22 protein-coding genes are annotated in these 21,520 nt (G+C 64.4%); 11 read left to right on the forward strand and 11 right to left on the reverse strand.

All coding sequences use genetic code 11. The features are described from left to right. Positions 1 to 413: 413 nt before the first annotated feature. The 4 genes from QCE62_RS09175 to QCE62_RS09190 all read left to right on the forward strand — a co-directional run bounded on the left by QCE62_RS09175 (position 414) and on the right by QCE62_RS09190 (position 4,104). Complete coding sequence (locus QCE62_RS09175; protein WP_309916832.1) at positions 414 to 1,628, forward strand: DUF2863 family protein; 1,215 nt, start codon at positions 414 to 416, stop codon at positions 1,626 to 1,628. Between the two features lie 189 nt (positions 1,629 to 1,817). Further along, entirely contained in the window at positions 1,818 to 2,627 is an 810-nt protein-coding gene (locus QCE62_RS09180; protein ID WP_309916835.1) for a response regulator transcription factor, read from the forward strand. Between the two features lie 68 nt (positions 2,628 to 2,695). Continuing rightward, entirely contained in the window at positions 2,696 to 3,370 is a 675-nt protein-coding gene (locus QCE62_RS09185) for an energy-coupling factor ABC transporter permease (protein WP_309808665.1), read from the forward strand. Positions 3,371 to 3,537: 167 nt separating this feature from the next. After that, positions 3,538 to 4,104: a BspC domain-containing protein gene (locus QCE62_RS09190; RefSeq protein ID WP_309808667.1), complete on the forward strand. Its 567-nt coding sequence runs from the start codon at positions 3,538 to 3,540 to the stop codon at positions 4,102 to 4,104. A 94-nt stretch (positions 4,105 to 4,198) separates the two neighbouring features. Here QCE62_RS09190 and QCE62_RS09195 read toward each other — a convergent pair whose 3' ends face one another. Next, the gene (locus tag QCE62_RS09195; protein ID WP_309916838.1) at positions 4,199 to 5,359 is read right to left on the reverse strand and encodes a M14-type cytosolic carboxypeptidase; all 1,161 of its coding nucleotides are present in this window, start codon (positions 5,357 to 5,359) and stop codon (positions 4,199 to 4,201) included. 69 nt (positions 5,360 to 5,428) lie between these two features. Next, a complete protein-coding gene (gene yaaA / locus QCE62_RS09200; protein WP_309916840.1) occupies positions 5,429 to 6,208 on the reverse strand; it encodes a peroxide stress protein YaaA in 780 nt (259 codons plus the stop codon). A 56-nt stretch (positions 6,209 to 6,264) separates the two neighbouring features. Between yaaA and QCE62_RS09205 the strand changes: the two genes are divergently transcribed. From QCE62_RS09205 to QCE62_RS09235, 7 genes are all read left to right on the forward strand, one after another. After that, positions 6,265 to 6,786, forward strand: coding sequence for a putative toxin-antitoxin system toxin component, PIN family (locus QCE62_RS09205; RefSeq protein ID WP_309916842.1), 522 nt, complete (start codon positions 6,265 to 6,267; stop codon positions 6,784 to 6,786). Positions 6,787 to 6,881: 95 nt separating this feature from the next. Further along, positions 6,882 to 8,060 carry a pyridoxal phosphate-dependent aminotransferase gene (locus QCE62_RS09210; RefSeq protein ID WP_309916845.1) on the forward strand — a complete coding sequence of 393 codons (1,179 nt, stop codon included), beginning with the start codon at positions 6,882 to 6,884 and terminating at the stop codon, positions 8,058 to 8,060. Positions 8,061 to 8,157: 97 nt separating this feature from the next. Beyond that, on the forward strand, positions 8,158 to 9,699 hold the full coding sequence (locus tag QCE62_RS09215; protein WP_309916848.1) for a 3-hydroxyacyl-CoA dehydrogenase: 1,542 nt from the start codon (positions 8,158 to 8,160) through the stop codon (positions 9,697 to 9,699). Beyond that, positions 9,696 to 10,484 (forward strand): oxepin-CoA hydrolase, alternative type, encoded by a 789-nt coding sequence (locus tag QCE62_RS09220; RefSeq protein ID WP_309916850.1) that lies wholly within the window; start codon positions 9,696 to 9,698, stop codon positions 10,482 to 10,484. Before QCE62_RS09215 ends, QCE62_RS09220 begins: the two co-directional genes overlap by 4 nt. A 3-nt stretch (positions 10,485 to 10,487) precedes the next feature. Continuing rightward, on the forward strand, positions 10,488 to 11,213 hold the full coding sequence (locus QCE62_RS09225; protein WP_309916853.1) for a histidine phosphatase family protein: 726 nt from the start codon (positions 10,488 to 10,490) through the stop codon (positions 11,211 to 11,213). Positions 11,214 to 11,239: 26 nt separating this feature from the next. Then, complete coding sequence (locus QCE62_RS09230; RefSeq protein WP_309916856.1) at positions 11,240 to 12,337, forward strand: phosphotransferase; 1,098 nt, start codon at positions 11,240 to 11,242, stop codon at positions 12,335 to 12,337. Positions 12,338 to 12,357: 20 nt separating this feature from the next. Continuing rightward, positions 12,358 to 13,572, forward strand: a complete 1,215-nt coding sequence (locus QCE62_RS09235; RefSeq protein ID WP_309916859.1) for an acyl-CoA dehydrogenase family protein — start codon at positions 12,358 to 12,360, stop codon at positions 13,570 to 13,572. Here QCE62_RS09235 and QCE62_RS09240 read toward each other — a convergent pair whose 3' ends face one another. The 9 genes from QCE62_RS09240 to QCE62_RS09280 all read right to left on the reverse strand — a co-directional run bounded on the left by QCE62_RS09240 (position 13,573) and on the right by QCE62_RS09280 (position 21,520). Continuing rightward, the gene (locus QCE62_RS09240) at positions 13,573 to 13,983 is read right to left on the reverse strand and encodes a MaoC family dehydratase (RefSeq protein ID WP_309916862.1); all 411 of its coding nucleotides are present in this window, start codon (positions 13,981 to 13,983) and stop codon (positions 13,573 to 13,575) included. It abuts the gene before it with no gap. Continuing rightward, a complete protein-coding gene (locus QCE62_RS09245) occupies positions 13,980 to 14,438 on the reverse strand; it encodes a MaoC family dehydratase (protein ID WP_309916865.1) in 459 nt (152 codons plus the stop codon). Before QCE62_RS09245 ends, QCE62_RS09240 begins: the two co-directional genes overlap by 4 nt. 20 nt (positions 14,439 to 14,458) lie before the next feature. Beyond that, a complete protein-coding gene (locus QCE62_RS09250; RefSeq protein ID WP_309916868.1) occupies positions 14,459 to 15,589 on the reverse strand; it encodes an acyl-CoA dehydrogenase in 1,131 nt (376 codons plus the stop codon). 10 nt (positions 15,590 to 15,599) lie between these two features. After that, a complete protein-coding gene (locus QCE62_RS09255) occupies positions 15,600 to 16,796 on the reverse strand; it encodes an acyl-CoA dehydrogenase family protein (protein WP_309916871.1) in 1,197 nt (398 codons plus the stop codon). 121 nt (positions 16,797 to 16,917) lie between these two features. Beyond that, the gene (locus QCE62_RS09260) at positions 16,918 to 17,358 is read right to left on the reverse strand and encodes a DUF1178 family protein (protein ID WP_309916874.1); all 441 of its coding nucleotides are present in this window, start codon (positions 17,356 to 17,358) and stop codon (positions 16,918 to 16,920) included. Positions 17,359 to 17,552: 194 nt separating this feature from the next. Then, complete coding sequence (locus tag QCE62_RS09265; protein WP_309916876.1) at positions 17,553 to 18,152, reverse strand: NUDIX hydrolase; 600 nt, start codon at positions 18,150 to 18,152, stop codon at positions 17,553 to 17,555. 50 nt (positions 18,153 to 18,202) lie between these two features. Continuing rightward, positions 18,203 to 18,523 (reverse strand): DUF2818 family protein, encoded by a 321-nt coding sequence (locus tag QCE62_RS09270; RefSeq protein WP_309916879.1) that lies wholly within the window; start codon positions 18,521 to 18,523, stop codon positions 18,203 to 18,205. Next, a complete protein-coding gene (gene nuoN / locus QCE62_RS09275; RefSeq protein WP_309808701.1) occupies positions 18,523 to 19,995 on the reverse strand; it encodes an NADH-quinone oxidoreductase subunit NuoN in 1,473 nt (490 codons plus the stop codon). Before nuoN ends, QCE62_RS09270 begins: the two co-directional genes overlap by 1 nt. Before the next feature lie 25 nt (positions 19,996 to 20,020). Continuing rightward, positions 20,021 to 21,520: an NADH-quinone oxidoreductase subunit M gene (locus tag QCE62_RS09280; protein ID WP_309808703.1), complete on the reverse strand. Its 1,500-nt coding sequence runs from the start codon at positions 21,518 to 21,520 to the stop codon at positions 20,021 to 20,023.

The raw sequence follows: 21,520 nt of genomic DNA on the forward strand, positions 1-21,520 counted from the left end.
ACTTATCGGCTGTTAGTTTTTAAAGAGCACATCGCAGAACAGAACCACTGCACTTCCGTCTTGCGTCGCTGCATCAGCAGCAGAGAAACGAGATTATGAACAACGTTTTGAAGTCTGTCAACAAGAAATTCAAACTTCCTTTCTCGCTGAGCGCGTTTGAAGCCTTCAACTACTCGCCCCATAACGCCCGCCCCAACCCGTCTTTCCCGCTCCCTTCGCGTTCATCGAATCGCGAAGGAACGGAATTCTAGTGACCCGGATCGGGAAGCGCAAGGGCAGCATTGAAAAAAATCGTGCATCTCCCGCCAGGCACTTCGCCCCTGCCCCCGCGTTGCCCAAACGGCCAGCGGTAAAAGCCACGGCTGAGCGACTACAATCAAAGGTTCACCGCACTAACTCATTCCAGTACCGATATGCGCTCGCGAATCGCCAAACGTATTCCCCCAGACGCCGACAAGCTCGTCAGCCTCTCCCTCGCGCTCTTCGCGTCCGGCAGCCGCGTCGAGGATCGCTTCTGGGAAGCCCGCCTCGACACGCTCATCGCCAAGCTCGTGCGCAACGGCAATCAGACCACGCTCGATGCTGCGCTTGATCACCTTCAGCAGAACCATCCCGACGCATACGGCGCACTCGCCGACATGGCGGAGACGCACAGCGAGTCGTTCTCCATCGACATCGACGGCACGCCTCACGAAGCGCTCCTTATCGCCGCCCCGGTGCTCGCCTGGACGCGTTATGCCATCCCGTCGGGCGCGCTCAAGAGCGATGCCGTCGACGCCCTGCGCACGCAAATGCAGGCGCATATCCTCGCCGCGGACGTGCGCGTCGCCGTGGCGCCCTATCTGTACAGCATCGACCAGTTGCCGCGTCATCACGTCGACACGGCCCGGCTCGCGCAACAACTGCTGCAAGGCGCCACGGGCGGTGCAACGATCCGGCTGAATCTCGCCGATCTTCCCGAAACTTCTCCGATCCTGGCCGATCCGCGCTTCCTGCTCGCGTTGCTCGTGGTGCCGTCGGGCGCCGCGTTCTTTCGCTGGCAGGAAGATGAAAACGGTAGTCGCGTCGAACGGGGGCAATGCCTCGAACAGTGGACGACGCAAGGCGGTCCGAGCTTCGCCGCCATTCTTCCAGGCTGCGAATTCGAGTGCTTGCTGCCGGATGCCTACTATTCCGCCTGCCGCGATGCCGACGAGCAAGTTCGCCCGCATACTGTACGGACCGCAGTCCGCTATCTGTTCGACACACTCGGGACGGCGCCGCAGGATCTGCGCGCGGTCATCGCCGGGTTCGGCGAGCGACGTATCGACGAGTACCGCATCGGCTTCACCCGCCGCGGCAGCAATGACGTGATCTACGGCGTGGTCTGGCCGCTGTATGGCCGCGAGAACGGCGAACTCGGCATGGAAGACGATACCGCCGAACTCGAAGGCGCGAACGGCCCGGTCGAGGAGATCGTCGAGTTGCTGAAGAAGGCAGGCGTGACGGACGTGCGCCGTCATGCCGGGCGCTTCGAGCCCGAGTTCTGCGACGACTGCGGCGTGCCGCTCTACGCAGACCCGCTCGGCGAGATCGTTCACGCCGAGATGCCCGAGGACGCCGAACCCGCGCAGCCGCACTTCCACTAACGCGCGAAGCCACTGCCAGAACTCAACAAACCCCGCCCTGTGCGGGGTTTTCTGTATTTACGCCTATGCCATTCGGCTAGGGCGCGGAACGGCCCGGAATTTGTCAATATTGCCGGAACGCCTGCCATATGGGCGATAACAATCCCGGCGCGGAGGCGCGTGCGGGGCACTTTTGACACGAGGTCAAGCATGAATATCAATATCATCGGTTCCGACGCAGAACGCCGCGCGGGCCTCAAAACCTTGCTGCGCCGTATCGCTCGTCAAGCGCAGTTCAATGAGGCGAAGGACTGGAGACAAGCTCGTTCGTTACTGCTGCGCACCAGCCCTGACATGATCATGATCGACTGGACATCGGATCTGCGCGCCTACGACTTGCAGTCCATCCTGGACGAAGTCCCGCGCGTACCCGCTGCCGTGATGATCGACCGTTGCAGCGCAGGGCTCGTGTACTCGCTGATGAACGCCGGCGCCATGGGCATCGTGCCGCGGGCGCTCGACCCCGCGCTGATCCTGCGCGCGCTCGAGATGGTGCTGGTGGGCGGTCACTACATCCCGGCCGATATCGTCGATCCCGATCTCACGCGCGAGATCGCGGCGCGGCGCGCGCAAGTGGTCGAGAAGCAGCTGCTCAAGGTCCGGCACCATCCCACCCTGTCGCCGCGGCAACAGCAGATCATGCGCTGCGTCCATATGGGAAGCACCAACAAGATGATCGCCAAGACGCTGGGCATCAGCGAAGGCACTGTGAAGATCCACCTTGCAAGCATCTTCCAGCAACTGGGCGCAAGCAATCGCGCTGCGGCCGTCGCCATTTACAACGGCGTGCTGAATCCGCATCTCGCCATTCTGCGTGACCTCGACGAGCAGCCCCTGCCCGTCGTGACCGGTGAGCCCGGCATCATTCCGTTGCGGCGCTCGCGCAAACGTTATCCTTCGCTGACCGATCTCGACCCGGCTTCACTACCCATGGCCGCGGAGCCGCGATCGCCGTTCTAGGAAAAAAGCGTGCAAACGGGTCCGTCCTTTGCGCACACGTTTCACGCGCAACGAGTAATATGCAGGACATGGGGTTCTTCTACACACCGCTACCGCTGTGGCTGACGGTTGGCAGCTGGGTCGCCGCCGCTGGCCTGCTCGCGCTTGCCGTCCTGCAACGTCCGTTCACGCGTCTGCAGGACGCCACGCTACAGCACGTCTGGCTCGGCACCATCGTCGCCGTCACGGTGCTATGGGCCTGCAACGCGTGGTTCGATGACGGTCCCGTGATCCATCTGCTCGGCGCAACCCTCATGGTCACGTTGTTTGACTGGCGGCTCGCGCTGATCGGCACGGCGGCAACCACCGGACTCGCCGCAGTCGTGCTCGACGCGTCATGGCTCAATGTCGCGACCACGTATCTGCTGTTCGGCGCGTTGCCGGTGGGCGTCTCCACGCTGCTTCATCGGCTGAGCAATGCATGGCTGCCGCGCAATCTCTTCACGTTCATTGCAGGTCACGGCTTCATCACGTCGGGCGCTGCGGTCGCCGCCGCGTGCGGCGCCACCGTGCTGCTCGAGATGGCGCTGGCTACCGGCCCTTTTGTCGTACCGGCCGCGTTCATGCGCGGCTCCTTCCTGCTCGGTGCGGGCGAGGCTCTCTTCACCGGCCTGCTCACCATCCTCATCACGGTCTACAAGCCCGCCTGGATCACCACGTATGACGTGCGCCGTTATCGGCTGGATCGCGGTCCACGCGTCTGAAGCGCGTCTGAAGCTTGTCGGCGGCATCCTGGCGGTCACTTGCGTACGATCTGGTTCGCTCCATTTCAGATCGCTCACGATGGGAACGCGCGCAAAGTACGATAAGATTGAACTCCTTCCCCACACGGCGCATCTTACTTGGCCGTGTCTTCTTAGCGCCTGACCTGATGGATAGTAACTACGCACCGCGCCGGCTGCTGCGGCTCGTCGGCCGGTTGACGGTATGCGTGTCGTTGGCATGCGGGGTGTCCGCCTTTGCCGATACGCTCGACGAACGCAACGAGTTGATTCACCACTTCGTCATCGACTTCAACGCCAATCCGCTGGTGGCGGATTGCGCCGCGCACGGCAACTTCATCGCCAGCACGTCCACTGCGTTCGACCACGTCGAGTTTCCTCCCGAGTCGTTCGATTCATCACACTCCGGCATCGAGCCGTGGAACGATTCGTTCGACGAGAAGAAGCAGCGCATCAAGGTGGACAACGTCGTGACGGTCGAAGGTCAGGGCATGCCGAAGAGCGACGAGCGCAACCCTACGCCATTGAAGTTCCGCTGCGGGTACGTCGGCAGCCAGTTGCTGGCGTTCGGCTGGAACGATCCCGTGCCGCCGCTGCGTCCACAATCGCACGCCACGCGCAGCACCAAGTCCAAGCACGGCGCCAAGACCAAGTCATCGGGCAAGAAGAGCACGTCGAAGACGAAGTCGACCAAAAAGAGCAGCAAGAAGCACTAGGCTGCACGGCCAGCAGGCGAAGCCAGGTCAAACGAACAGGGCGTGGTCACTCGATGTGACCACGCCCTGTTGCGCATGAACCCAAAGACACACCTTATCCCGCAAACGCCTGCACATGCCACAGGATGGCCTGCAACATCGAGGCGCCCAGCGCCGCGCTGCGCGCGCCACTCCAGCCCACACTCTCGTCCGGCAGATTGGCGTTGTCCTTGAACGGCATCTCGAGCGTCAGTGAAAGACACCCGTACTCGTTGCCGATGTACTTCGACGCCAGCTTGAGCGCATCCGTCTGATACTTGCTGGCCTCATAGCCATGGACGTCCTGGAAATCCGGGCTCGCCTGCTTGAAGAACTGCACGAAGGCCTTCTGCTCCGCTGCCTGCCGTTCGGTGAAGCCCGGCAGCATCTCGGACCCGGCGACGAACACATACGGAATGGCCTCGTCGCCATGGATGTCGAAGAACATGTCGCAACCCATCTCCGCGATCGCCTCGCGCACGGCCAGCACTTCGGGACTGCGTTCGGCGCTCGGCTCCATCCATTCGCGATTCAGATTCGCGCCCGCCGCGTTGGTGCGCAGGTTGCCGAGCACGCTGCCGTCGGGATTCATGTTCGGCACGATATGGAAGATGGCCCGCCCGAACAGCGCGCGCGCCACCGGATCGCCCGACCAGTCGCCGAAACCCGCCAGCCGCTTGACGAGTCCTTCGACGAACCATTCGGCCATGGTCTCGCCCGGATGCTGGCGCGCGATGATCCAGATGTTCTTCTTCGGCGGCGCATCGCCGAAATCGGGGATGCCGAGCGAGAGTATCGACATCGGCCGGCCCTGCACCGAGCTGCCGATCTCCGTCAGCGTCGCAAGCGGCATCTGCTGGACCGCGCCCAAGAATTCGGAATGGCGCTCCTCGCTGTACGGCTCGAAATACGCGTAGTAGATGCGGTCGAAGTCGGGCGTGTGATCGATCGTCATCACCTTTCCGTCGTACTCCGTCGACACGCGGAACCAGTTCACGCGGTCATAGCTCGCGACCGCTTCGTAGTCGCGCCAGCCTTCCGGAAACGCGCACTGCGCCGCGTTCTCGAAGGTCATCACGAGACGCTCGCCGCGCGCGCCCGACACCCGGAAGTAGAACCACTGCGCGAAGTCCGCCTGCGTATCCGGACGGATGCGCAGACGAATGTCGGCGGGGTCATCGGCGTTCAGGACGTCGATTGCGCCTGCGTCGAAGTTGCTCGAAATGGAGATGCTCATGGTGGTGTCCTTTTGGTGTCCTTTTGGTGTCCTTTGGCTGTCGTGTTCGCGTCATCGCGGGCGTCGGGCTCAGTCCGCGATGCGCCGGCGAAACACATAAGTCGAATCGTTCGATGCCTTCGCGTCGAACGCGTAGCCTTCGCTGTCGAAATCCTTGAGCGCTTCCGGCTCGTCGATACGGTTCTCCACCGCATAACGCGCCATCAGGCCGCGCGCGCGCTTCGCATGAAAGCTGATGATCTTGTAGCGGCCGCCCTTCCAGTCCTCGAACACGGGCGAGACCACGGGCGCCACGAGTTGCTTCGGCTTGACCGACCTGAAATACTCGCCCGATGCGCAATTCACCAGCACGCGCGCGCCGCGCTGCTTGTGCAGCTGCTCGTTGAGCGCTGCCGTGATGCGTTCGCCCCAGAACGCGTAGAGATCCTTGCCACGTGCGTTGGGAAACTTCGTACCCATTTCGAGCCGGTACGGCTGCAGCAGGTCGAGCGGCCGCAAGAGCCCGTAGAGACCCGACAGCACGCGCACGTGATTCTGTGCGAAGTCGAGGTCGCTCGACGACAGGCTTTTGGCGGCAAAACCTTCGTACACATCGCCATTGAAGGCGAGCACGGCCTGCTTCGAATTGTGCGTGTCGAAGGTGGTCGACCACTCCGCGAAACGCTGGAAATTCAAAGCGGCGAGCGGGTCCGAGATGCTCATCATGCCGCCGATTTCCTGCGGCGACAGCTTGCGCAGGCCGTGAATCAGTTCGGCGGCGTCATCGACGAATTGCGGCAGCGTGTGTTTGCGGACGTGAGGCGGCGTCTCGTAGTCGAGCGATTTGGCAGGCGAGAGAACGATTATCATGGAGGCTCGCCGGCACGCCGCCGGCGATCATAGGCATAAACCCCAGATTGTATCGAATGGACCATTCCGCCGCGCCGCTGCCGCAGCCGTCGCAGTCAACGCCGCCGTCACCGTCATTGCAGCCGTCGCCGCTGCGCGTCGTGCTCGATTCGAACGTATGGATCGACCTCCTCGTTTTCGACGACCCCGCCACGCGCCCGATCCACGCGGCTCTCGAAGCCCGCACGCTCGAAGCGCTGATCGACCGGCGCTGTCTCAGGGAACTCACGCACGTGCTGGATTATCCGCAGTTCGTGCGCATGAACGTGGACGCAACGGCAGCGCTCGCGACGGTCGCGCGCCTGACGACCCTCGTCGAAACGAACCTGGCCGAAGACGCGCCCCCGCTGCCCAAGTGCAAGGATCGCGACGACCAGAAGTTCCTCGAGCTCGCGCATGCGTCCGGTGCGCACTGGCTCGTCTCGAAGGATCGGGCGGTGCTGAAGCTCGCGCGCCGCGTCGCCCGCGATTTCGGTTTTCGCATCGCGGAGCCGAAGCCGTTCGTCCACGAACTCGAAGCAGCCGCGGCCATCGGCTGACACAGACTGACGCTGCACTAAAATAGCGTGCACACGCGCTTCACCGTGCTTCTCGCATCTGCATTCCATATCGCGACCTACCCGCCGACATGACCATGAACGCCACGCACGAACTGCCGCCCGCTTCACCCGATGCCTTCCCGTCGCGCCTGCCCAACGTGGGCACGACCATCTTCACCGTGATGAGCGCGCTTGCGACGCAGAAAGGCGCGGTGAACCTCGGTCAGGGTTTCCCCGATTTCGATTGCGACGCACGCATCGTCGATGCCGTGGCCGACGCGATGCGCCAGGGTCACAATCAATACCCGCCGATGGCAGGCGCCGCGCCGCTGCGCCAGGCGATCGCCCGCAAGATCGAAGCGCTCTATGGCCGCGCCTACGACGCAGATCGCGAGATCACGGTGACCGCGGGCGCGACGCAGGCGCTGCTCACAGCGGTGCTGTGCTGCGTGCATCCCGGCGATGAAGTGGTCGTGATCGAGCCGATGTACGACAGCTACGTGCCGTCGATCGAACTCGCGGGCGGCAAGCCGGTATTCGTGTCGCTGGAGGCGCCGGACTACGCGCTGCCGTTCGACAAGATCGCCGCCGCGATCACGCCGAAGACGCGCCTGCTCATGATCAACACGCCGCACAATCCGACCGGCCGCGTCTGGCGCGCCGAGGACATGCGCAAGCTGGAAGACATCGTGCGCGGCACCGGCGTGCTGATCGTGTCCGACGAGGTCTACGAGCACATGGTCTACGACGGCGCACCGCACGAAAGCGTCTCGCGCTATCCGGAGCTGGCAAAGCGCAGCTTCGTCGTGTCGAGTTTCGGCAAGACCTTTCACGTGACGGGCTGGAAGATCGGCTACGTGGCGGCGCCCGCCGCACTGACCGCCGAATTCCGCAAGGTGCATCAGTTCAACGTGTTCACGGTCAACACGCCGATGCAGATCGGTCTCGCGTCTTATCTCGAAGATCCGAAGCCGTACCTCGAACTGCCCGCGTTCTATCAGAAGAAGCGCGACTTCTTCCGCGCGGGTCTGGCGAACTCGCGCTTCTCGCTGCTGCCTTGCGACGGCACCTATTTCCAGTGCGTCGATTATTCGAAGATCAGCGACCTGCCCGAAGCCGAGTTCGCGCAATGGCTCACGAGCGAGATCGGCGTGGCCGCGATTCCGGTGTCGGCGTTCTATCACGAGAGCCATGAGTCGGGCGTCGTGCGCTTCTGCTTCGCCAAGAAGGAAGAAACGCTCGCCCTCGCGCTCGAACGGCTCGCCAGGCTCTAAAAAAAGCGCGCGCTCCGCCGCGCGCCGCTGAACGGCTCGCCCGGCGCCGCGCCGTGCGAGCCTGTGTGGTCCACTTCCGAAGGAGCCGAACCGCATCATGAGTCAATCCGAATACCGCATCGAGACGCTCGGCATCGTCGGCAGCGGCGCGATGGGACGCGGCATCGCGCAGATCGCCGCGCTCGGCGGCCTGAACGTGCTGCTGCACGATACGAATCCGCAGGCGCTCGCCGCCGCGCGCGCCTATCTGTCCGATACCTTCACGCGCCTCAGCGCCAAGGGCAAGCTCAAGGAAGCCGATGCGCACGCCGCGCTCGCCCGCATCCGCGAGGCCCACGACACGAGTGAACTGTCGGGCTGCGACGCCGTCATCGAGGCGATCGTCGAGAATCTCGACATCAAGCGCGGGCTGTTCCGCGACCTCGAAGCCGTCGTCGGCGAGCGCTGCATTCTGGCGTCCAACACGTCGTCGCTGTCCATTACCGCGATCGCCGCGGGCTGCGCGCATCCACAACGCGTCGCGGGCTTCCATTTCTTCAATCCGGTCCCGCTGATGCGCGTCGTCGAAGTGATCGACGGCTTGCGCGGCGACGCCCAGGCCGGCGATGCACTGATGGCGCTCGCGCGCCGCATGGGCCACACGCCGGTGCGCGCGAAGGACATGCCGGGCTTCATCGTCAATCACGCCGGGCGCGGCATGAACACGGAAGGCCTGCGCGTGGCGAGCGAAGGCGTCGCGAGCTTCGCGACCATCGACCGCATCATGCGCGAGCAGGCCGGCTTCCGGCTCGGGCCGTTCGAGCTGCTCGACCTCACCGCGCTCGACGTATCGCATCCGGTGATGGAGTCGATCTATCACCAGTTCTACGAGGAGCCGCGCTTCCGGCCGTCGCCGATCACGGCCACGCGGCTCGCCGGCGGCCTGGTCGGACGCAAGACGGGCGAAGGCTTCTACCGTTATGTCGATGGCAAGCCCGACGTGCCGCCCGAAGCCGCCGCGCCCACGCGCCTGCCCACCCGCGTGTGGATCAGCCGCGCGTGGCCCGCCGGACGCGAGCAGGTGCTGAAGCTGATCGCCCGCTGCGATTGCTCGGTGCATCTCGACACCGGCCACACGCCCGCGCCGGATTCGCTGATCGTCGTCACGCCGCTCGGCGTCGATGCCACCACCACCGCCATCAATGAACATCTCGACGCCACGCGCGTCGTCGCCGTCGATACGCTGTTCCCGCTCGACACCGTCGCGCGCCGCACCGTCATGACGACGCCCGCCACCACGCCCGCGATGCGCGACGCCGCCCACGCGCTGTTCGCCGTCGACGGCGTGCCGGTCAGCGTGATCCGCGACTCGACCGGTTTCGTCGCGCAACGCGTCGTCGCGACCATCGTGAACATCGGTTGCGATATCGCGCAACAGGGCATCGCGACGCCCGAGGACATCGACCTCGCCGTGACGCTGGGCCTCGGCTATCCGCACGGCCCGCTCGCACTCGGCGACACGCTCGGCGCGCATACCGTGCTCACGATCCTGCGCAACATTCACAGCGTGCTGGGCGATCCGCGTTACCGCCCTTCTCCGTGGCTCACGCGGCGCGCCCAGCTTGGACTTCCGCTTACCCATATCGAGGAGCTCGGATGAGCGCCGAACTACTGACATCCCGGCCGGCCGGCAGCGACACCACGCTGGTGCTGAAGCTCTCCAATCCGGGCGCGCGCAACGCGCTGCATCCGGACATGTACGCTGCGGGCATCGAAGCGTTGAATGCAGCCGAGCGCGATGCAAGCGTGCGCGCCATCGTGCTGACCGGCGCGGACAACTTCTTCTGTGCGGGCGGCAATCTGAACCGCCTGCTCGAAAACCGCGCGCAGGATCCGTCGGTGCAGGCAGAAAGCATCGACTTGCTGGCCGAATGGATCAGCGCGCTGCGCGCCTCGACCAAGCCGGTGATCGCGGCCGTCGAAGGCGCGGCGGCCGGCGCGGGCTTTTCGCTGGCGCTCGCGTGCGACTTGATCGTCGCCGCCGACGACGCGCGCTTCGTCATGTCCTATGCACGCGTCGGCCTGACGCCGGACGGCGGCGCATCGTGGTTCCTGGCGCGCGCGTTGCCGCGCACGCTCGCAAGCGAAGTGCTGCTCGAAGCGAAGCCGATCGGCGCGGTGCGGCTGCATGAAGTGGGCGTGGTCAACCGGCTGACGAAGAAAGGCATTGCGCTCGATGCCGCCATCGCCTGGGCCGACGATCTCGGCAGCGTGTCGCCGAAAGCGCTGGCGCGCATCAAGGCGCTGATCGGCGCTGCCGAGACGCAGGGGCTGCCCGCGCATCTCGACATGGAGCGCGACAGTTTCGTCGACGCGCTCCATCACGGCGACGCGCTCGAAGGCATCACCGCGTTCCTCGACAAGCGCCAGCCGAACTATCGCTGAACCATGGCCCACTATGAGCTGCCTCGACGGCGCCGCATCTTCCTGATGCGCCACGGCGACGTCACCTATTTCGACGACAGCGGCCGCGCGATCGATCCGGAGAGCGTGCCGCTCAACGAACGCGGACGCGAGGAAGCGCGTGCGGCGGGCCGCGCCTTCGCCGCGCAGCAGGTGCGTTTCGACCGGGTGATCGTGAGCGGGCTGCCGCGCACGGTCGAGACGGCGCAACGCGTGCTCGCGGAAACGGGCCAGCAGATCGATATCGAAACCTGGCCCGACTGGCAGGAGATTCGCGGCGGCAAACTGAAGGACCTGACCACCGCCGATATCGAGCGTGCGTTTCTCTCGGTGTTCGATGGCATCGTGGCTGAAGACACGCAGTTTCTCGGCGGCGAGACCATCGGCCAGTTGCTGGATCGGGCGCTGCCCGCCGTCGCCCGGCTGCGCGCGGACACGACGTGGGACACAGTGCTGCTCGTCTTGCACGGCGGCGTCAATCGCGCGCTGTTGTCGCACGCGATCACGGCGGGCGGGCGCGCGTTCTTCGGGCATCTGTCGCAGGCGACCGGCTGCATCAACGCGCTCGATGTCGGCGAGAAAGCCGGCGACTGGGTCGTGCACGCGATCAATCACGCGCCGCCATCGCCGCTGCACGCCGACGTGCGCAACACGACGATGGAACTGCTCTACGCCCAATTCATCCGCTACAAGGCCGGCGACATGAACTGACGGCGCCGCGCAACACGGAGGAGACGATGCAGGGCGAAGCACCTCACCAGCAATCCGATTACTCCGCGTTCGAGGGAACGCGTCCCGTGCAGGAACAGCAGCGCTTCGATACCGGCACGCTGGCCGCGTGGCTCGCAGCGCACGTCGAGGGCTTCGACGGCCCGCTGACGGTCGAGCAGTTCGCCGGTGGACAGTCCAACCCCACCTTCAAGCTCGTCACGCCCGCGCGCAGCTACGTGATGCGCGCGAAACCCGGGCCGGCGGCGAAGCTGCTGCCGTCGGCGCATGCGATTGAGCGCGAATACCGCGTGATGGACGCCCTCGCCGCGACCGACGTGCCCGTCGCGCGCATGCTCGCGCTGTGCGAGGACGAAAGCGTGATGGGACGCGCGTTCTATGTGATGGCCCATGTCGAAGGCCGCGTGTTGTGGGACCCGTCGCTGCCCGGTATGTCGCGCGAGGCGCGCGCCGCGATCTACAACGAGATGAATCGCGTGATCGCCGCGCTGCATACGGTGAATATCGACGCCGCCGGACTGTCGGGTTATGGCAAGCCGGGCAACTACTTCGAACGGCAGATCGGCCGCTGGAGCAAGCAGTATCTCGCTTCGCAGACCGGCGAGATCGACGCGATGAACCGTTTGATCGACTGGCTGCCGCAGCACGTGCCGCACGGTGGAGAACAACGTGTGAGTGTCGTGCACGGCGACTTCCGGCTCGACAACCTGATCTTTCACCCGACCGAACCGCGCGTGCTCGCGGTGCTCGACTGGGAACTCTCGACGCTCGGCGATCCGCTCGCCGATCTCTCCTATCACTGCATGGCGTGGCACGTGGACCCGTCGAAGTTTCGCGGCATCGCGGGACTCGACTGGGCCGCGCTCGGCATTCCCGACGAAGACGCTTATGTGCAGCGCTACCGCCAGCGGACGGGTTTCGCGATAGAGGGCGACTGGAACTTCTACCTCGCGTACAACATGTTCCGCATTGCCGCGATCCTGCAGGGCATCATGAAGCGCGTCGTCGACGGTACCGCCGCGAGCGCGCAGGCCATCGACGCAGGTCAGCGCGCCCGGCCGATGGCGGAGCTCGCCTGGCAGTACGCGCAAAAAGTCGGCCGCTGAACTAAAGGGAGACACCATCGATGAACTTCGACTACACGCCCAAAGTGCAAGCGTTGCGCGAAAAGTTGCTGGCCTTCTTCGACGCGCACATCCATCCGAACGAACGCGCCTATGCCGACGAAGTCGCGGCGAATCGCGCGGCGGGCAATGCATGGGTGCCGACGCGTGTCATCGAATCCCTCAAGGAACACGCGCGCGCCGAGGGTCTGTGGAATCTGTTCCTGCCGTCGTCCGGACGCGGCGCCGGTCTCACGAATCTCGAATACGCGCCGCTGTGCGAGATCATGGGCCGCGTGCCGTGGGCGCCCGAAGTGTTCAATTGCAGCGCGCCCGATACCGGCAACATGGAAACCATCGAGCGCTACGGTTCCGACGCGCAGAAGGCCCAATGGCTGGAACCGCTGTTGCGCGGCGAGATGCGCTCGGCGTTCCTGATGACCGAGCCGGAAGTGGCTTCGTCGGATGCGACGAACATCCGGTGCAGCATCGTGCGCGACGGCGACAGCTATGTGATCGACGGTCACAAGTGGTGGTCGTCGGGCGCGGGCGATCCGCGCTGCAAGATCTACATCGTGATGGGCAAGACCGATCCCGATGCGCCGAAACACGCGCAGCAGTCGATGATCCTCGTGCCCGCCGATTCGCAAGGCGTGACCGTGCATCGGCCGCTGCACGTGTTCGGCTACGACGACGCGCCCCACGGCCACATGGACATCACGCTGCAAAGCGTGCGCGTGCCCGCCGCCAATCTGCTGCTGGGCGAAGGCCGCGGCTTCGAGATCGCGCAGGGACGGCTCGGACCCGGACGCATTCATCACTGCATGCGCCTGATCGGCCTGGCGGAACGCGCGCTCGAACTGATGACGAAGCGCACGCTCGAACGCGTGGCCTTCGGCAAGCCGATCGCGCAGCATGGCGTGACGCAGGAGCGCATCGCCGAGGCGCGCATCATGATCGAGCAGGCGCGACTGCTGACGCTCAAGGCCGCCTTCATGATGGACACGGTCGGCAACAAGGGCGCGCGCGGCGAGATTGCGATGATCAAGGTGGTCGCGCCGAACCTGGCGTGTCAGGTCATCGACTGGGCCATCCAGGCGCATGGCGCGGGCGGCGTCAGCGACGACTTTCCGCTCGCCTACGCGTATGCGTCGGCGCGCACCTTGCGGCTCGCCGACGGTCCTGACGAAGTGCATCGCAACGCCATCGCCAAGCTGGAGTTCGGCAAGTACGTGTAGTCAGAACGCGTGGCGCGTGATGAATTCCGCGACGCATGCGGGTTTATCGGCGCCTTCGCACTCCACTGTCACGCGCCACGTCACCTGCACGCTGCCCGGTTCGACTGCGCTCGCCTGCTCTACCTCGAAGCTCGCACGCAGCCGGGAACCCACGCGCACCGGCGACATGAAACGCACGCGGTTCAGCCCGTAGTTGACGCTGACCGTCAGGAAGCCGTGCGCGATCGTGCCGCCGAACGGCGACTCACGCGCGGCGCGCTCCACGTCGACGTGGATCCATTGATGATCGTCGGTGGCGTCGGCGAAGCCGTTCACGCGCGCCTGATCGATCATCGTCCATTCGCTCACGTAGCGCGCGTTGCCCGCTGCGGCGAACACGTCCGCCGCGCTCTTCAACGAGGCGACGCTCATGCTTCGGCTGCCGGCTGGCGCAGGCCGAAGAGCGCGGCGGAATCGACCGTCAGTACGAGCTCGCCGTGCTGGTTGTGCGCCTCCCAGCGCGTCTGCACGATGCCGCGGTCCGGCTTGCTCTTCGACACGCGCTTGTCGAGCACGCGCACCGTCAGCCGCACCGTGTCGCCGACGCGCACCGGCTTGAGCCAGCGAATGTTGTCGAGCCCGGGCGAGCCCATCGAGGTCGAATCGCCGACCATGTCGCGCACCAGGATGCCCATCATCGCAGCGCAGGTGTTCCAGCCGCTCGCGACCAGTCCGCCGAAGTGCGAGGCCTCGCCCGCTTCTTCCGACAGATGGAACGGCTGCGGATCGTAGCGCTCCGCAAAGCCAATAATCTCCTCGCGCGTGAAGGTATGCGCGCTCAGGACCACCGCGCTGCCGGTCTCGAAATCTTCATAAGCGTATGTCATGCGTGTCTCCTCGCTGCACGTCAGTCTTCGGTCATGGAGAACGCGCGCAATGAAACGAAGCGCGCGAGATGATGATCGACATCGCCGAGCGTCGTCTCGATGATCGAGAGCCGCTTGAACCAGTGCGCCGCCGGCAGTTCGTGGGTCACGCCCATGCCGCCGTGCAACTGCACCGCCTGCTGGCCGACGAAACGCGCGGCCTGCCCGATGCGCGCCTTCGCGGCGCTGATGGTCCGGGCGCGGCGCTCGGCATCGTCGTCTTGCAGATGCGCCGCCGCGAGGTAGGTGATGGAGCGCGCCTGCTCGATATGGATCAGCATGTCCACCATGCGATGCTGCAACGCCTGGAAGCGCCCGATCGGCATGCCGAACTGCTGACGCTCGCGGCTGTAGGCGACGGTGGCGAGATGCAGCGCATCGAGCGCGCCAAGCGCTTCGGCACAGAGCAGGAAGCACGCGTGATCGGCGATCCGCTGCAGCGTTGCCGCGCCGGTGTCGCGCTTGCCGAGGCGCGTGGCGGGCGTCCGGTCGAAGACGAGAGTCGCGGCGCGCTGGCCGTCGATGGTCCGGTATTCGGTCACACGCACGTTCGCCGCGTCCTTCCCGACGATGAACAGCGCCACTTCGCCCTCCAGCCGCGCCGGCACGATCCAGTGATCGGCCTGCGCGCCGTGCTGCACCATCGACTTGGTGCCGGCGAGCGTGAACGCGTCGCCGTCTGCCGTGGCTTCCGTGCGCAGGTCGAAGAGGTCATAGCGCGCATGCGGCTCGCTGAACGCGACCGCCAGCTTGATCTCGCCGCGACCCGCGCGTTCGAGCAACGCCGCCGCTGTCGCATCGTCTTCGCGTGCGGCGAGTCGCAAGGCCTCGATGCCCACCGCCGTGGCCCAGTAAGGCTCGACCACCTGCGCACGTCCCAGCTCCTGCATGACCACGAGCATGTCCACAGGATTGCCATCGAAACCGCCCTGCGCTTCGGGCACCGGCAATGCGAGCACACCCAGTTCGGCGAACGCGCGCCAGTGTTTGTCATCGACACCCGCCGCCGATGCCACGACCTTCTGACGCGCATCGAACGGATATTCGCGCTCGAGATAGCGGCGCAGCGCATCGCGGAATTGCTGCTGTTCGTCGCTGAAAGTGAAGTCCATGCGCCGCTCCTCAGAGTCCCAGGATCATCTGCGCGATGATGTTCTTTTGAATCTCGTTCGAACCGCCGTAGATCGACGTCTTGCGGAAGTTGAAGTAGTACGCGGCGAGCGGCGCGGCATCGTCGTCGCCGGTTTGGCTGTGGGTGCGTTCGCCTTCGAGAAACGCGGGATCGAAGGCCGCTGCCTGCGGGCCGATGGCCTCGACCATCAGTTCCGTCAGCGCCTGCTGCACTTCCGTGCCCTTGATCTTCAGCATCGACGCCTCGGGCCCCGGCCCCTGCCCGCCCGCCTCGCTCGCCACCACGCGCTGCACCGTCACTTCGAGCGCCATCAGCTCGATTTCGAGCGCGGCCACCTTGGCGGCGAACAACGGATCATGCAGCAGCGGCTTCCCGCCTTGGGTGCGATCGAGCGCCAGCCGCTTCAGGAACTGCAATTCACGTTTCGACTGCCCCACTCGCGCGATGCCCGTCCGCTCGTGACCGAGCAGATACTTCGCATAGGTCCAGCCGCGGTTTTCTTCGCCGACGCGGTTCGTCACCGGCACCTGCACGTCCTCGAAAAAGACCTCGTTGACTTCGTGATCTTCGTCGAGGGTGATGATCGGGCGCACCGTCACGCCCGGCGTCTGCATGTCGATCAGCAGGAACGAGATGCCTTCCTGCTTCTTCGCGTCGGGGTCGGTGCGCACGAGGCAGAACATCATGTCGGCGTGCTGGGCGAGCGTGGTCCAGGTCTTCTGGCCGTTGACGATGTAGTGATCGCCGCGCCGTTCCGCGCGCGTGCGCAGCGAAGCGAGGTCCGAGCCCGCGCCGGGTTCCGAATAGCCCTGGCACCACCAGTCGGTGCCGTCGAGAATGCGCGGCAGATAGTAAGACCGCTGCTCGACGCTCCCGAACTTCATCAGCACCGGCGCGACCATCGACACGCCGAACGGCAGCACCGAAGGCGCGCCCGCCCGGGCGCACTCTTCGTCCCAGATATGGCGCTGGGTCACGCTCCAGCCGGGGCCGCCATATTCCGTGGGCCACGCGACAGCCGACCAGCCGCGCGCACCAAGCAGCTTGTGCCAGCTGAGGTAGTCATCGCGCGTCAGGCGCTTGTGATGGAGGACCTTGTCGCGCAGCGTGCGCGGGAGGTTGGCGTCGAGCCAGGTGCGGATGTCGACGCGAAAGGCGTCGTCGGAAGGCGAGTAGCTGAGGTCCATGCGCGCTTGTCTCCGGTCCTGTGCAGAACCCGGCCGGAGTGGGCGCTTCCGCGCATCTCCGGTCCGCTGCAAAGTTCATGACCCGCATCCGGGCCATGATGGAGAACACCGCGCGCGATGCTTACTGCAGCGGCTCCTTCAGTGCGTCCGGAACAGGCAACGGCAATACGTCAATTCCTTCTTCGAGCAACGCGTGCGCATCTTCAGGCGTCGTGACGCCGCGAATGTTGCGCGCCGGCGCCTCGTTGTAATGAATGCGCCGCGCTTCCTCGGCAAACCGCTCGCCCACGTTCTCGGTCTTCGACATCAGCTCGCGCATGAACTGCAGCGCGCGGGCTTGTACGTCAGTTGCAACGGGCGCGTTTGCTGCCTTCTGCGTTGCCTCACTCCGCGCCGACGACAGATTCAGACGCGGCGCAGACGGCATACGGCTGACTTCGGTCGCCGAACACACCGGGCAGGCGACCAGCTTGCGCGCCAGTTGCGACTCGAACTCCTCCGTGGAGGCGAACCAGCCTTCAAACCGGTGATCGTGCGCGCACTTTAAATCGAGGACCTTCATGCTATTCGGGCTTCATGGAGTGTAGCTCAGTTCACGGACTTTATGAACGAGCGTACTAAAACGCAGTGGAATCGAAAAATCATATCCGGATCGGGCCGGTCGTTCATTCTATCCGGTCGGCCAGCGCGCTGCCTTGCACGGCCGGAAACGACACAGGCGGCCTGCGGGCCGCCTGTGTCTGTTGAATGCGAGACTTAGTCCTGCGCCGGTTCTCGCGGCTGCCACTCACCCGAGCGGATCTTCTCAAGCCAGAACACGCCGATGATCGTCTTCACGTCGCTGATGCTGCCGTCCTTCACCCAGTTCATCAGCTGCGCTTCATCGGCGATGAAGGTTTCGAGGAACTCGCCTTCGTCGAGCCGGGCATCGCCCTCGACGAGACCGCGCGCCAGATAGATGTCGATGAACTCGGTCGAGTACGAAATCACCGGATGGATGCGCGTCAGGAAGGTCCACTCGCGCGCCGTATAACCCGTCTCTTCCTGAAGTTCGCGCTTGGCGCAGTTCAGCTCGCTTTCGTTCGGATCGAGCTTGCCTGCCGGGAACTCCAGCAGCACGCGTCCCACCGGATAACGAAACTGCCGTTCCAGCAGCACGCGACCGTCCTCGAAGACCGGCAGGATCATCACCGCGCCGGGATGCTCGACGAACTCGCGCGTCGCATGCTTGCCGTCGGGCAATTCGACGGTATCGCGCTTGAGCGTGAGGAACTTGCCTTCGTGGAGCGTGACGCTGTCGACCTTCTTCTCGACAAGGCCTTCATCGCCGGCGGGAAAGGAACGTTGATCTGCCATCTGGAAACCTGTGCGTTGGAAGCGAACAGGCCGCTAACGGCATGAAGCCGTCAGCGGCGTTTGACGAGGTACTGGTACGTGAAGCCCGGAAAAGCGAACACCACGAACAGACTGAAGGTGATGGCATAGAACTGCCATCCCTGATCGAAACGGTTGCCGGCGCGCGCTTCGAGCATGAAGCCGAGCGCGCCGACGACGAAGTAGAGAATCACAAGCTCGCCGATCCGGATCCACGCGCTCTTCTTCGCCGCCTTGTGCGCCGCCGCTGCGGGGAGCGGCAGCGGCACCACGGCGAAGAGGCGCTGATTCAGGAACGGCAGGTTGGCGCACACGAACGCCAACAACACGATGAACCAGCCCGCAGCCGACATTACAGCGACAGCGTATGCGAAATGGCCGTCAGGCAAGCCGACATCAGCGGACCCGGCACCAGGCCGAGCACCAGCACGGCGAGGCCGTTCAACGTCAGCAGCGAACGGTTGAGGCCGCCCGAGACGATGGGCGCGTGGTCTTGCGGTGCATCGAAGTACATCAGCTTCACGACGCGCAGGTAGTAGAACGCACCCACCAGGGACGTCAGCACGGCCAGCACGGCGAGCCAGGTCAGGCCGGCGTTCATCGTGGCTTCGAGCACGGCGAGCTTCGCATAGAAGCCGACCGTCGGCGGAATGCCCGCCAGCGAGAACATCATGATCATCATGACGAACGCGAAGACCGGGCTACGCTGGTTGAGACCCTTGAAGTCGTCGAGCATCTCGGCTTCGAAGTCGCGACGCGCCAGCAGCATGACCACGCCGAACGAACCGAGCGTCGTGATCAGATAGATGATGCTGTAGAACATCGCCGAGCTGTACGCGCCGGCCGCGCCCGTGAGCTTGCCGTCGACGACCCCCGAAAGCAGGCCGAGCAGCACGAAGCCCATGTTCGAGATGGCCGAATACGCCAGCATCCGCTTGATGTTCTTCTGCACGATACCGGTGATGTTGCCCACGATCAGCGAAAGCGCCGCGAGAATCACCAGCATTTCCTGCCAGTCCACGGCGAGCGGCAGCAGCGCCATTACAAGGAAGCGCAAGCCCCACGCGAACGCCGCGACCTTCGGGCCGCCGCCGGTGAGCATGGTCATGGCCGTCGGCGCGCCCTGGTAGACGTCAGGCACCCACATGTGGAACGGCACCGCGCCCATCTTGAAGGCCACGCCCGCCACGATGAAGATCACGCCGAACAGCAGGACCGCGTCGTTGATATGACCCGACGCCACTGCCTTCAGCACTTCGTTCAGTTCGAGCGAACCGGTCGCGCCGTACAGCATCGAGATGCCGTAGAGCAGGAAGCCGGAAGCGAGCGCGCCGAGCACGTAGTACTTCATGGCCGACTCGTTCGACTGCGGCGCATCCTTGCGCAACGCGATGACCGCATACAGCGACAGCGACATCAGTTCAAGGCCGAGATACAGCGTCAGGAAGTTGTTGCCCGAGATCATCACGCACTGGCCCAGCAGCGAAAACAGGCCGAGCAGGAAGAAGTCGCCGCGGAACAGGTCGCGATCTTCGAGGTACTTCTTCGAATAGATGATCGATACGGCGTAGCCCAGGCACACCACTGCCTTCATCGCGCTCGCGAACGGATCGACGATGTACATGCGCGTGAAGAAGTAATGCGGCGTCGGGTCGAGCGCCGTGAAGGCGAACCACACGCCGATCACGATCGTCGAGACGAGCGCGATCAGATACGTGGTGCCGCGGCTCTTCGGTCCGAAGATCGTATCGTTCAGCCAGGCCACGACGACCGCGGCCATCAGGAGCGCGTCGGGCCAGAGAATGCTCATAGGGGCGTTTTGCATGATCTTTTAGTTCCTCCGCACGCCGTTACTGGGCCAGCGGCAGCTTGGACTGCGCGACGTGGGAGAGCAGGTTTGCCACCGACGCGTGCATCACGTCGGTGAAGGGCTTCGGATGCAGGCCCATGTAAAGCGTGAACACCGCGAGCACGGTCAGCATCAGGAATTCGCGCTTGTTGATGTCCTTGAGCTTGGCGACGTGGTCGTTCGCAACCGCGCCGAAATACACGCGCTTGTACATCCACAGCGTGTAGGCCGCGCCCAGGATCAGCGTGAAGGTGGCCAGGAAGGCGATCCAGAAGTTGTACTTCACCGCCGCCAGAATCACCATGAACTCGCCGACGAAACCCGAGGTGCCCGGCAGGCCGCAGTTGGCCATCGCGAACAGCATCACGAACGCCGCGAACTTCGGCATCGTGTTGACGACGCCGCCGTAATCCGCGATCTGGCGCGAGTGTACGCGGTCATACAGCACGCCGATGGACAGGAACATCGCGCCCGACACGAAGCCGTGCGAGATCATCTGGATGATCGCGCCTTCCACGCCGAGCTGGCTCGACGGACCGAACATGAAGAACCCGAGCGTGACGAAGCCCATGTGCGCGATCGACGAATACGCGACCAGCTTCTTCATGTCGGCCTGCACCATCGCGACCAGGCCGATGTAGATCACCGCGATCAGCGACAGCGTGATCACCACCGGCGCAAGGAAGTGGCTGGCATCCGGTGCGATCGGCAGCGAGAAGCGCAGGAAACCGTAGGCGCCCAGCTTCAGCATGATCGCCGCCAGCACGACCGAGCCGCCCGTCGGCGCTTCCACGTGGGCGTCCGGCAGCCAGGTGTGGACCGGGAACATCGGCACCTTCACGGCAAAAGCCAGGAAGAACGCGATGAACAACAGCACCTGTGGCGTCATGTCGAGCTTCACCGCGTGCCACGTGGCGAGGTCGAACGTGCCGGTCTTCGTGTACAGGTACAGCAGCGCGACCAGCATCAGCAGCGAACCGGCCAGCGTGTACAGGAAGAACTTGAACGCCGCATAGACGCGGTTCGGGCCGCCCCACACGCCGATGATGATGTACATCGGAATCAGCGTGGCCTCGAAGAACACGTAGAACAGCAGACCGTCCGCCGTCGAGAACACGCCGATCATGATGCCCGAGAGAATCAGGAACGCGGCCATGTACTGCGACACGCGCTCGGTGATCACTTCCCAGCCGGCGATCACGACGATCACCGTGATGAGCGCCGTCAAGACGACGAACCACATCGAGATGCCGTCCACGCCCAGGTGATACGTGATGTTGAAACGTTCGATCCAGTTCGCCTGCTCGACGAACTGAAGCGCGGCGGTCGAATTGTCGAAGCCGGTGATGAGCGGGATCGTGACGATCAGCCCGAGCACCGCGCCGATCAGCGCCACCCAGCGCGCGGGCGCCGGGTTCTGGTCGTTGCCTACCGCGAGCACCAGCAGACCGAAGATGATCGGCAGCCAGATCGCGACACTGAGAATCGGAAAAGAGTGCAT

Origin of the sequence: Caballeronia sp. LZ033 (assembly GCF_031451265.1) — a bacterium.
Taxonomy (GTDB): domain Bacteria; phylum Pseudomonadota; class Gammaproteobacteria; order Burkholderiales; family Burkholderiaceae; genus Caballeronia.

Excerpts from the sequence above, each read along its gene's own strand:
- QCE62_RS09175 (WP_309916832.1), top strand. The coding sequence starts at position 414 with ATGCGCTCGCGAATCGCCAAACGTATTCCCCCAGACGCCGACAAGCTC.
- QCE62_RS09180 (WP_309916835.1), top strand. The coding sequence starts at position 1,818 with ATGAATATCAATATCATCGGTTCCGACGCAGAACGCCGCGCGGGCCTC.
- QCE62_RS09185 (WP_309808665.1), top strand. The coding sequence starts at position 2,696 with ATGGGGTTCTTCTACACACCGCTACCGCTGTGGCTGACGGTTGGCAGC.
- QCE62_RS09190 (WP_309808667.1), top strand. The coding sequence starts at position 3,538 with ATGGATAGTAACTACGCACCGCGCCGGCTGCTGCGGCTCGTCGGCCGG.
- QCE62_RS09195 (WP_309916838.1), bottom strand. The coding sequence starts at position 5,359 with ATGAGCATCTCCATTTCGAGCAACTTCGACGCAGGCGCAATCGACGTC.
- yaaA (WP_309916840.1), bottom strand. The coding sequence starts at position 6,208 with ATGATAATCGTTCTCTCGCCTGCCAAATCGCTCGACTACGAGACGCCG.
- QCE62_RS09205 (WP_309916842.1), top strand. The coding sequence starts at position 6,265 with ATGGACCATTCCGCCGCGCCGCTGCCGCAGCCGTCGCAGTCAACGCCG.
- QCE62_RS09210 (WP_309916845.1), top strand. The coding sequence starts at position 6,882 with ATGAACGCCACGCACGAACTGCCGCCCGCTTCACCCGATGCCTTCCCG.
- QCE62_RS09215 (WP_309916848.1), top strand. The coding sequence starts at position 8,158 with ATGAGTCAATCCGAATACCGCATCGAGACGCTCGGCATCGTCGGCAGC.
- QCE62_RS09220 (WP_309916850.1), top strand. The coding sequence starts at position 9,696 with ATGAGCGCCGAACTACTGACATCCCGGCCGGCCGGCAGCGACACCACG.
- QCE62_RS09225 (WP_309916853.1), top strand. The coding sequence starts at position 10,488 with ATGGCCCACTATGAGCTGCCTCGACGGCGCCGCATCTTCCTGATGCGC.
- QCE62_RS09230 (WP_309916856.1), top strand. The coding sequence starts at position 11,240 with ATGCAGGGCGAAGCACCTCACCAGCAATCCGATTACTCCGCGTTCGAG.
- QCE62_RS09235 (WP_309916859.1), top strand. The coding sequence starts at position 12,358 with ATGAACTTCGACTACACGCCCAAAGTGCAAGCGTTGCGCGAAAAGTTG.
- QCE62_RS09240 (WP_309916862.1), bottom strand. The coding sequence starts at position 13,983 with ATGAGCGTCGCCTCGTTGAAGAGCGCGGCGGACGTGTTCGCCGCAGCG.
- QCE62_RS09245 (WP_309916865.1), bottom strand. The coding sequence starts at position 14,438 with ATGACATACGCTTATGAAGATTTCGAGACCGGCAGCGCGGTGGTCCTG.
- QCE62_RS09250 (WP_309916868.1), bottom strand. The coding sequence starts at position 15,589 with ATGGACTTCACTTTCAGCGACGAACAGCAGCAATTCCGCGATGCGCTG.
- QCE62_RS09255 (WP_309916871.1), bottom strand. The coding sequence starts at position 16,796 with ATGGACCTCAGCTACTCGCCTTCCGACGACGCCTTTCGCGTCGACATC.
- QCE62_RS09260 (WP_309916874.1), bottom strand. The coding sequence starts at position 17,358 with ATGAAGGTCCTCGATTTAAAGTGCGCGCACGATCACCGGTTTGAAGGC.
- QCE62_RS09265 (WP_309916876.1), bottom strand. The coding sequence starts at position 18,152 with ATGGCAGATCAACGTTCCTTTCCCGCCGGCGATGAAGGCCTTGTCGAG.
- QCE62_RS09270 (WP_309916879.1), bottom strand. The coding sequence starts at position 18,523 with ATGTCGGCTGCGGGCTGGTTCATCGTGTTGTTGGCGTTCGTGTGCGCC.
- nuoN (WP_309808701.1), bottom strand. The coding sequence starts at position 19,995 with ATGCAAAACGCCCCTATGAGCATTCTCTGGCCCGACGCGCTCCTGATG.
- QCE62_RS09280 (WP_309808703.1), bottom strand. The coding sequence starts at position 21,520 with ATGCACTCTTTTCCGATTCTCAGTGTCGCGATCTGGCTGCCGATCATC.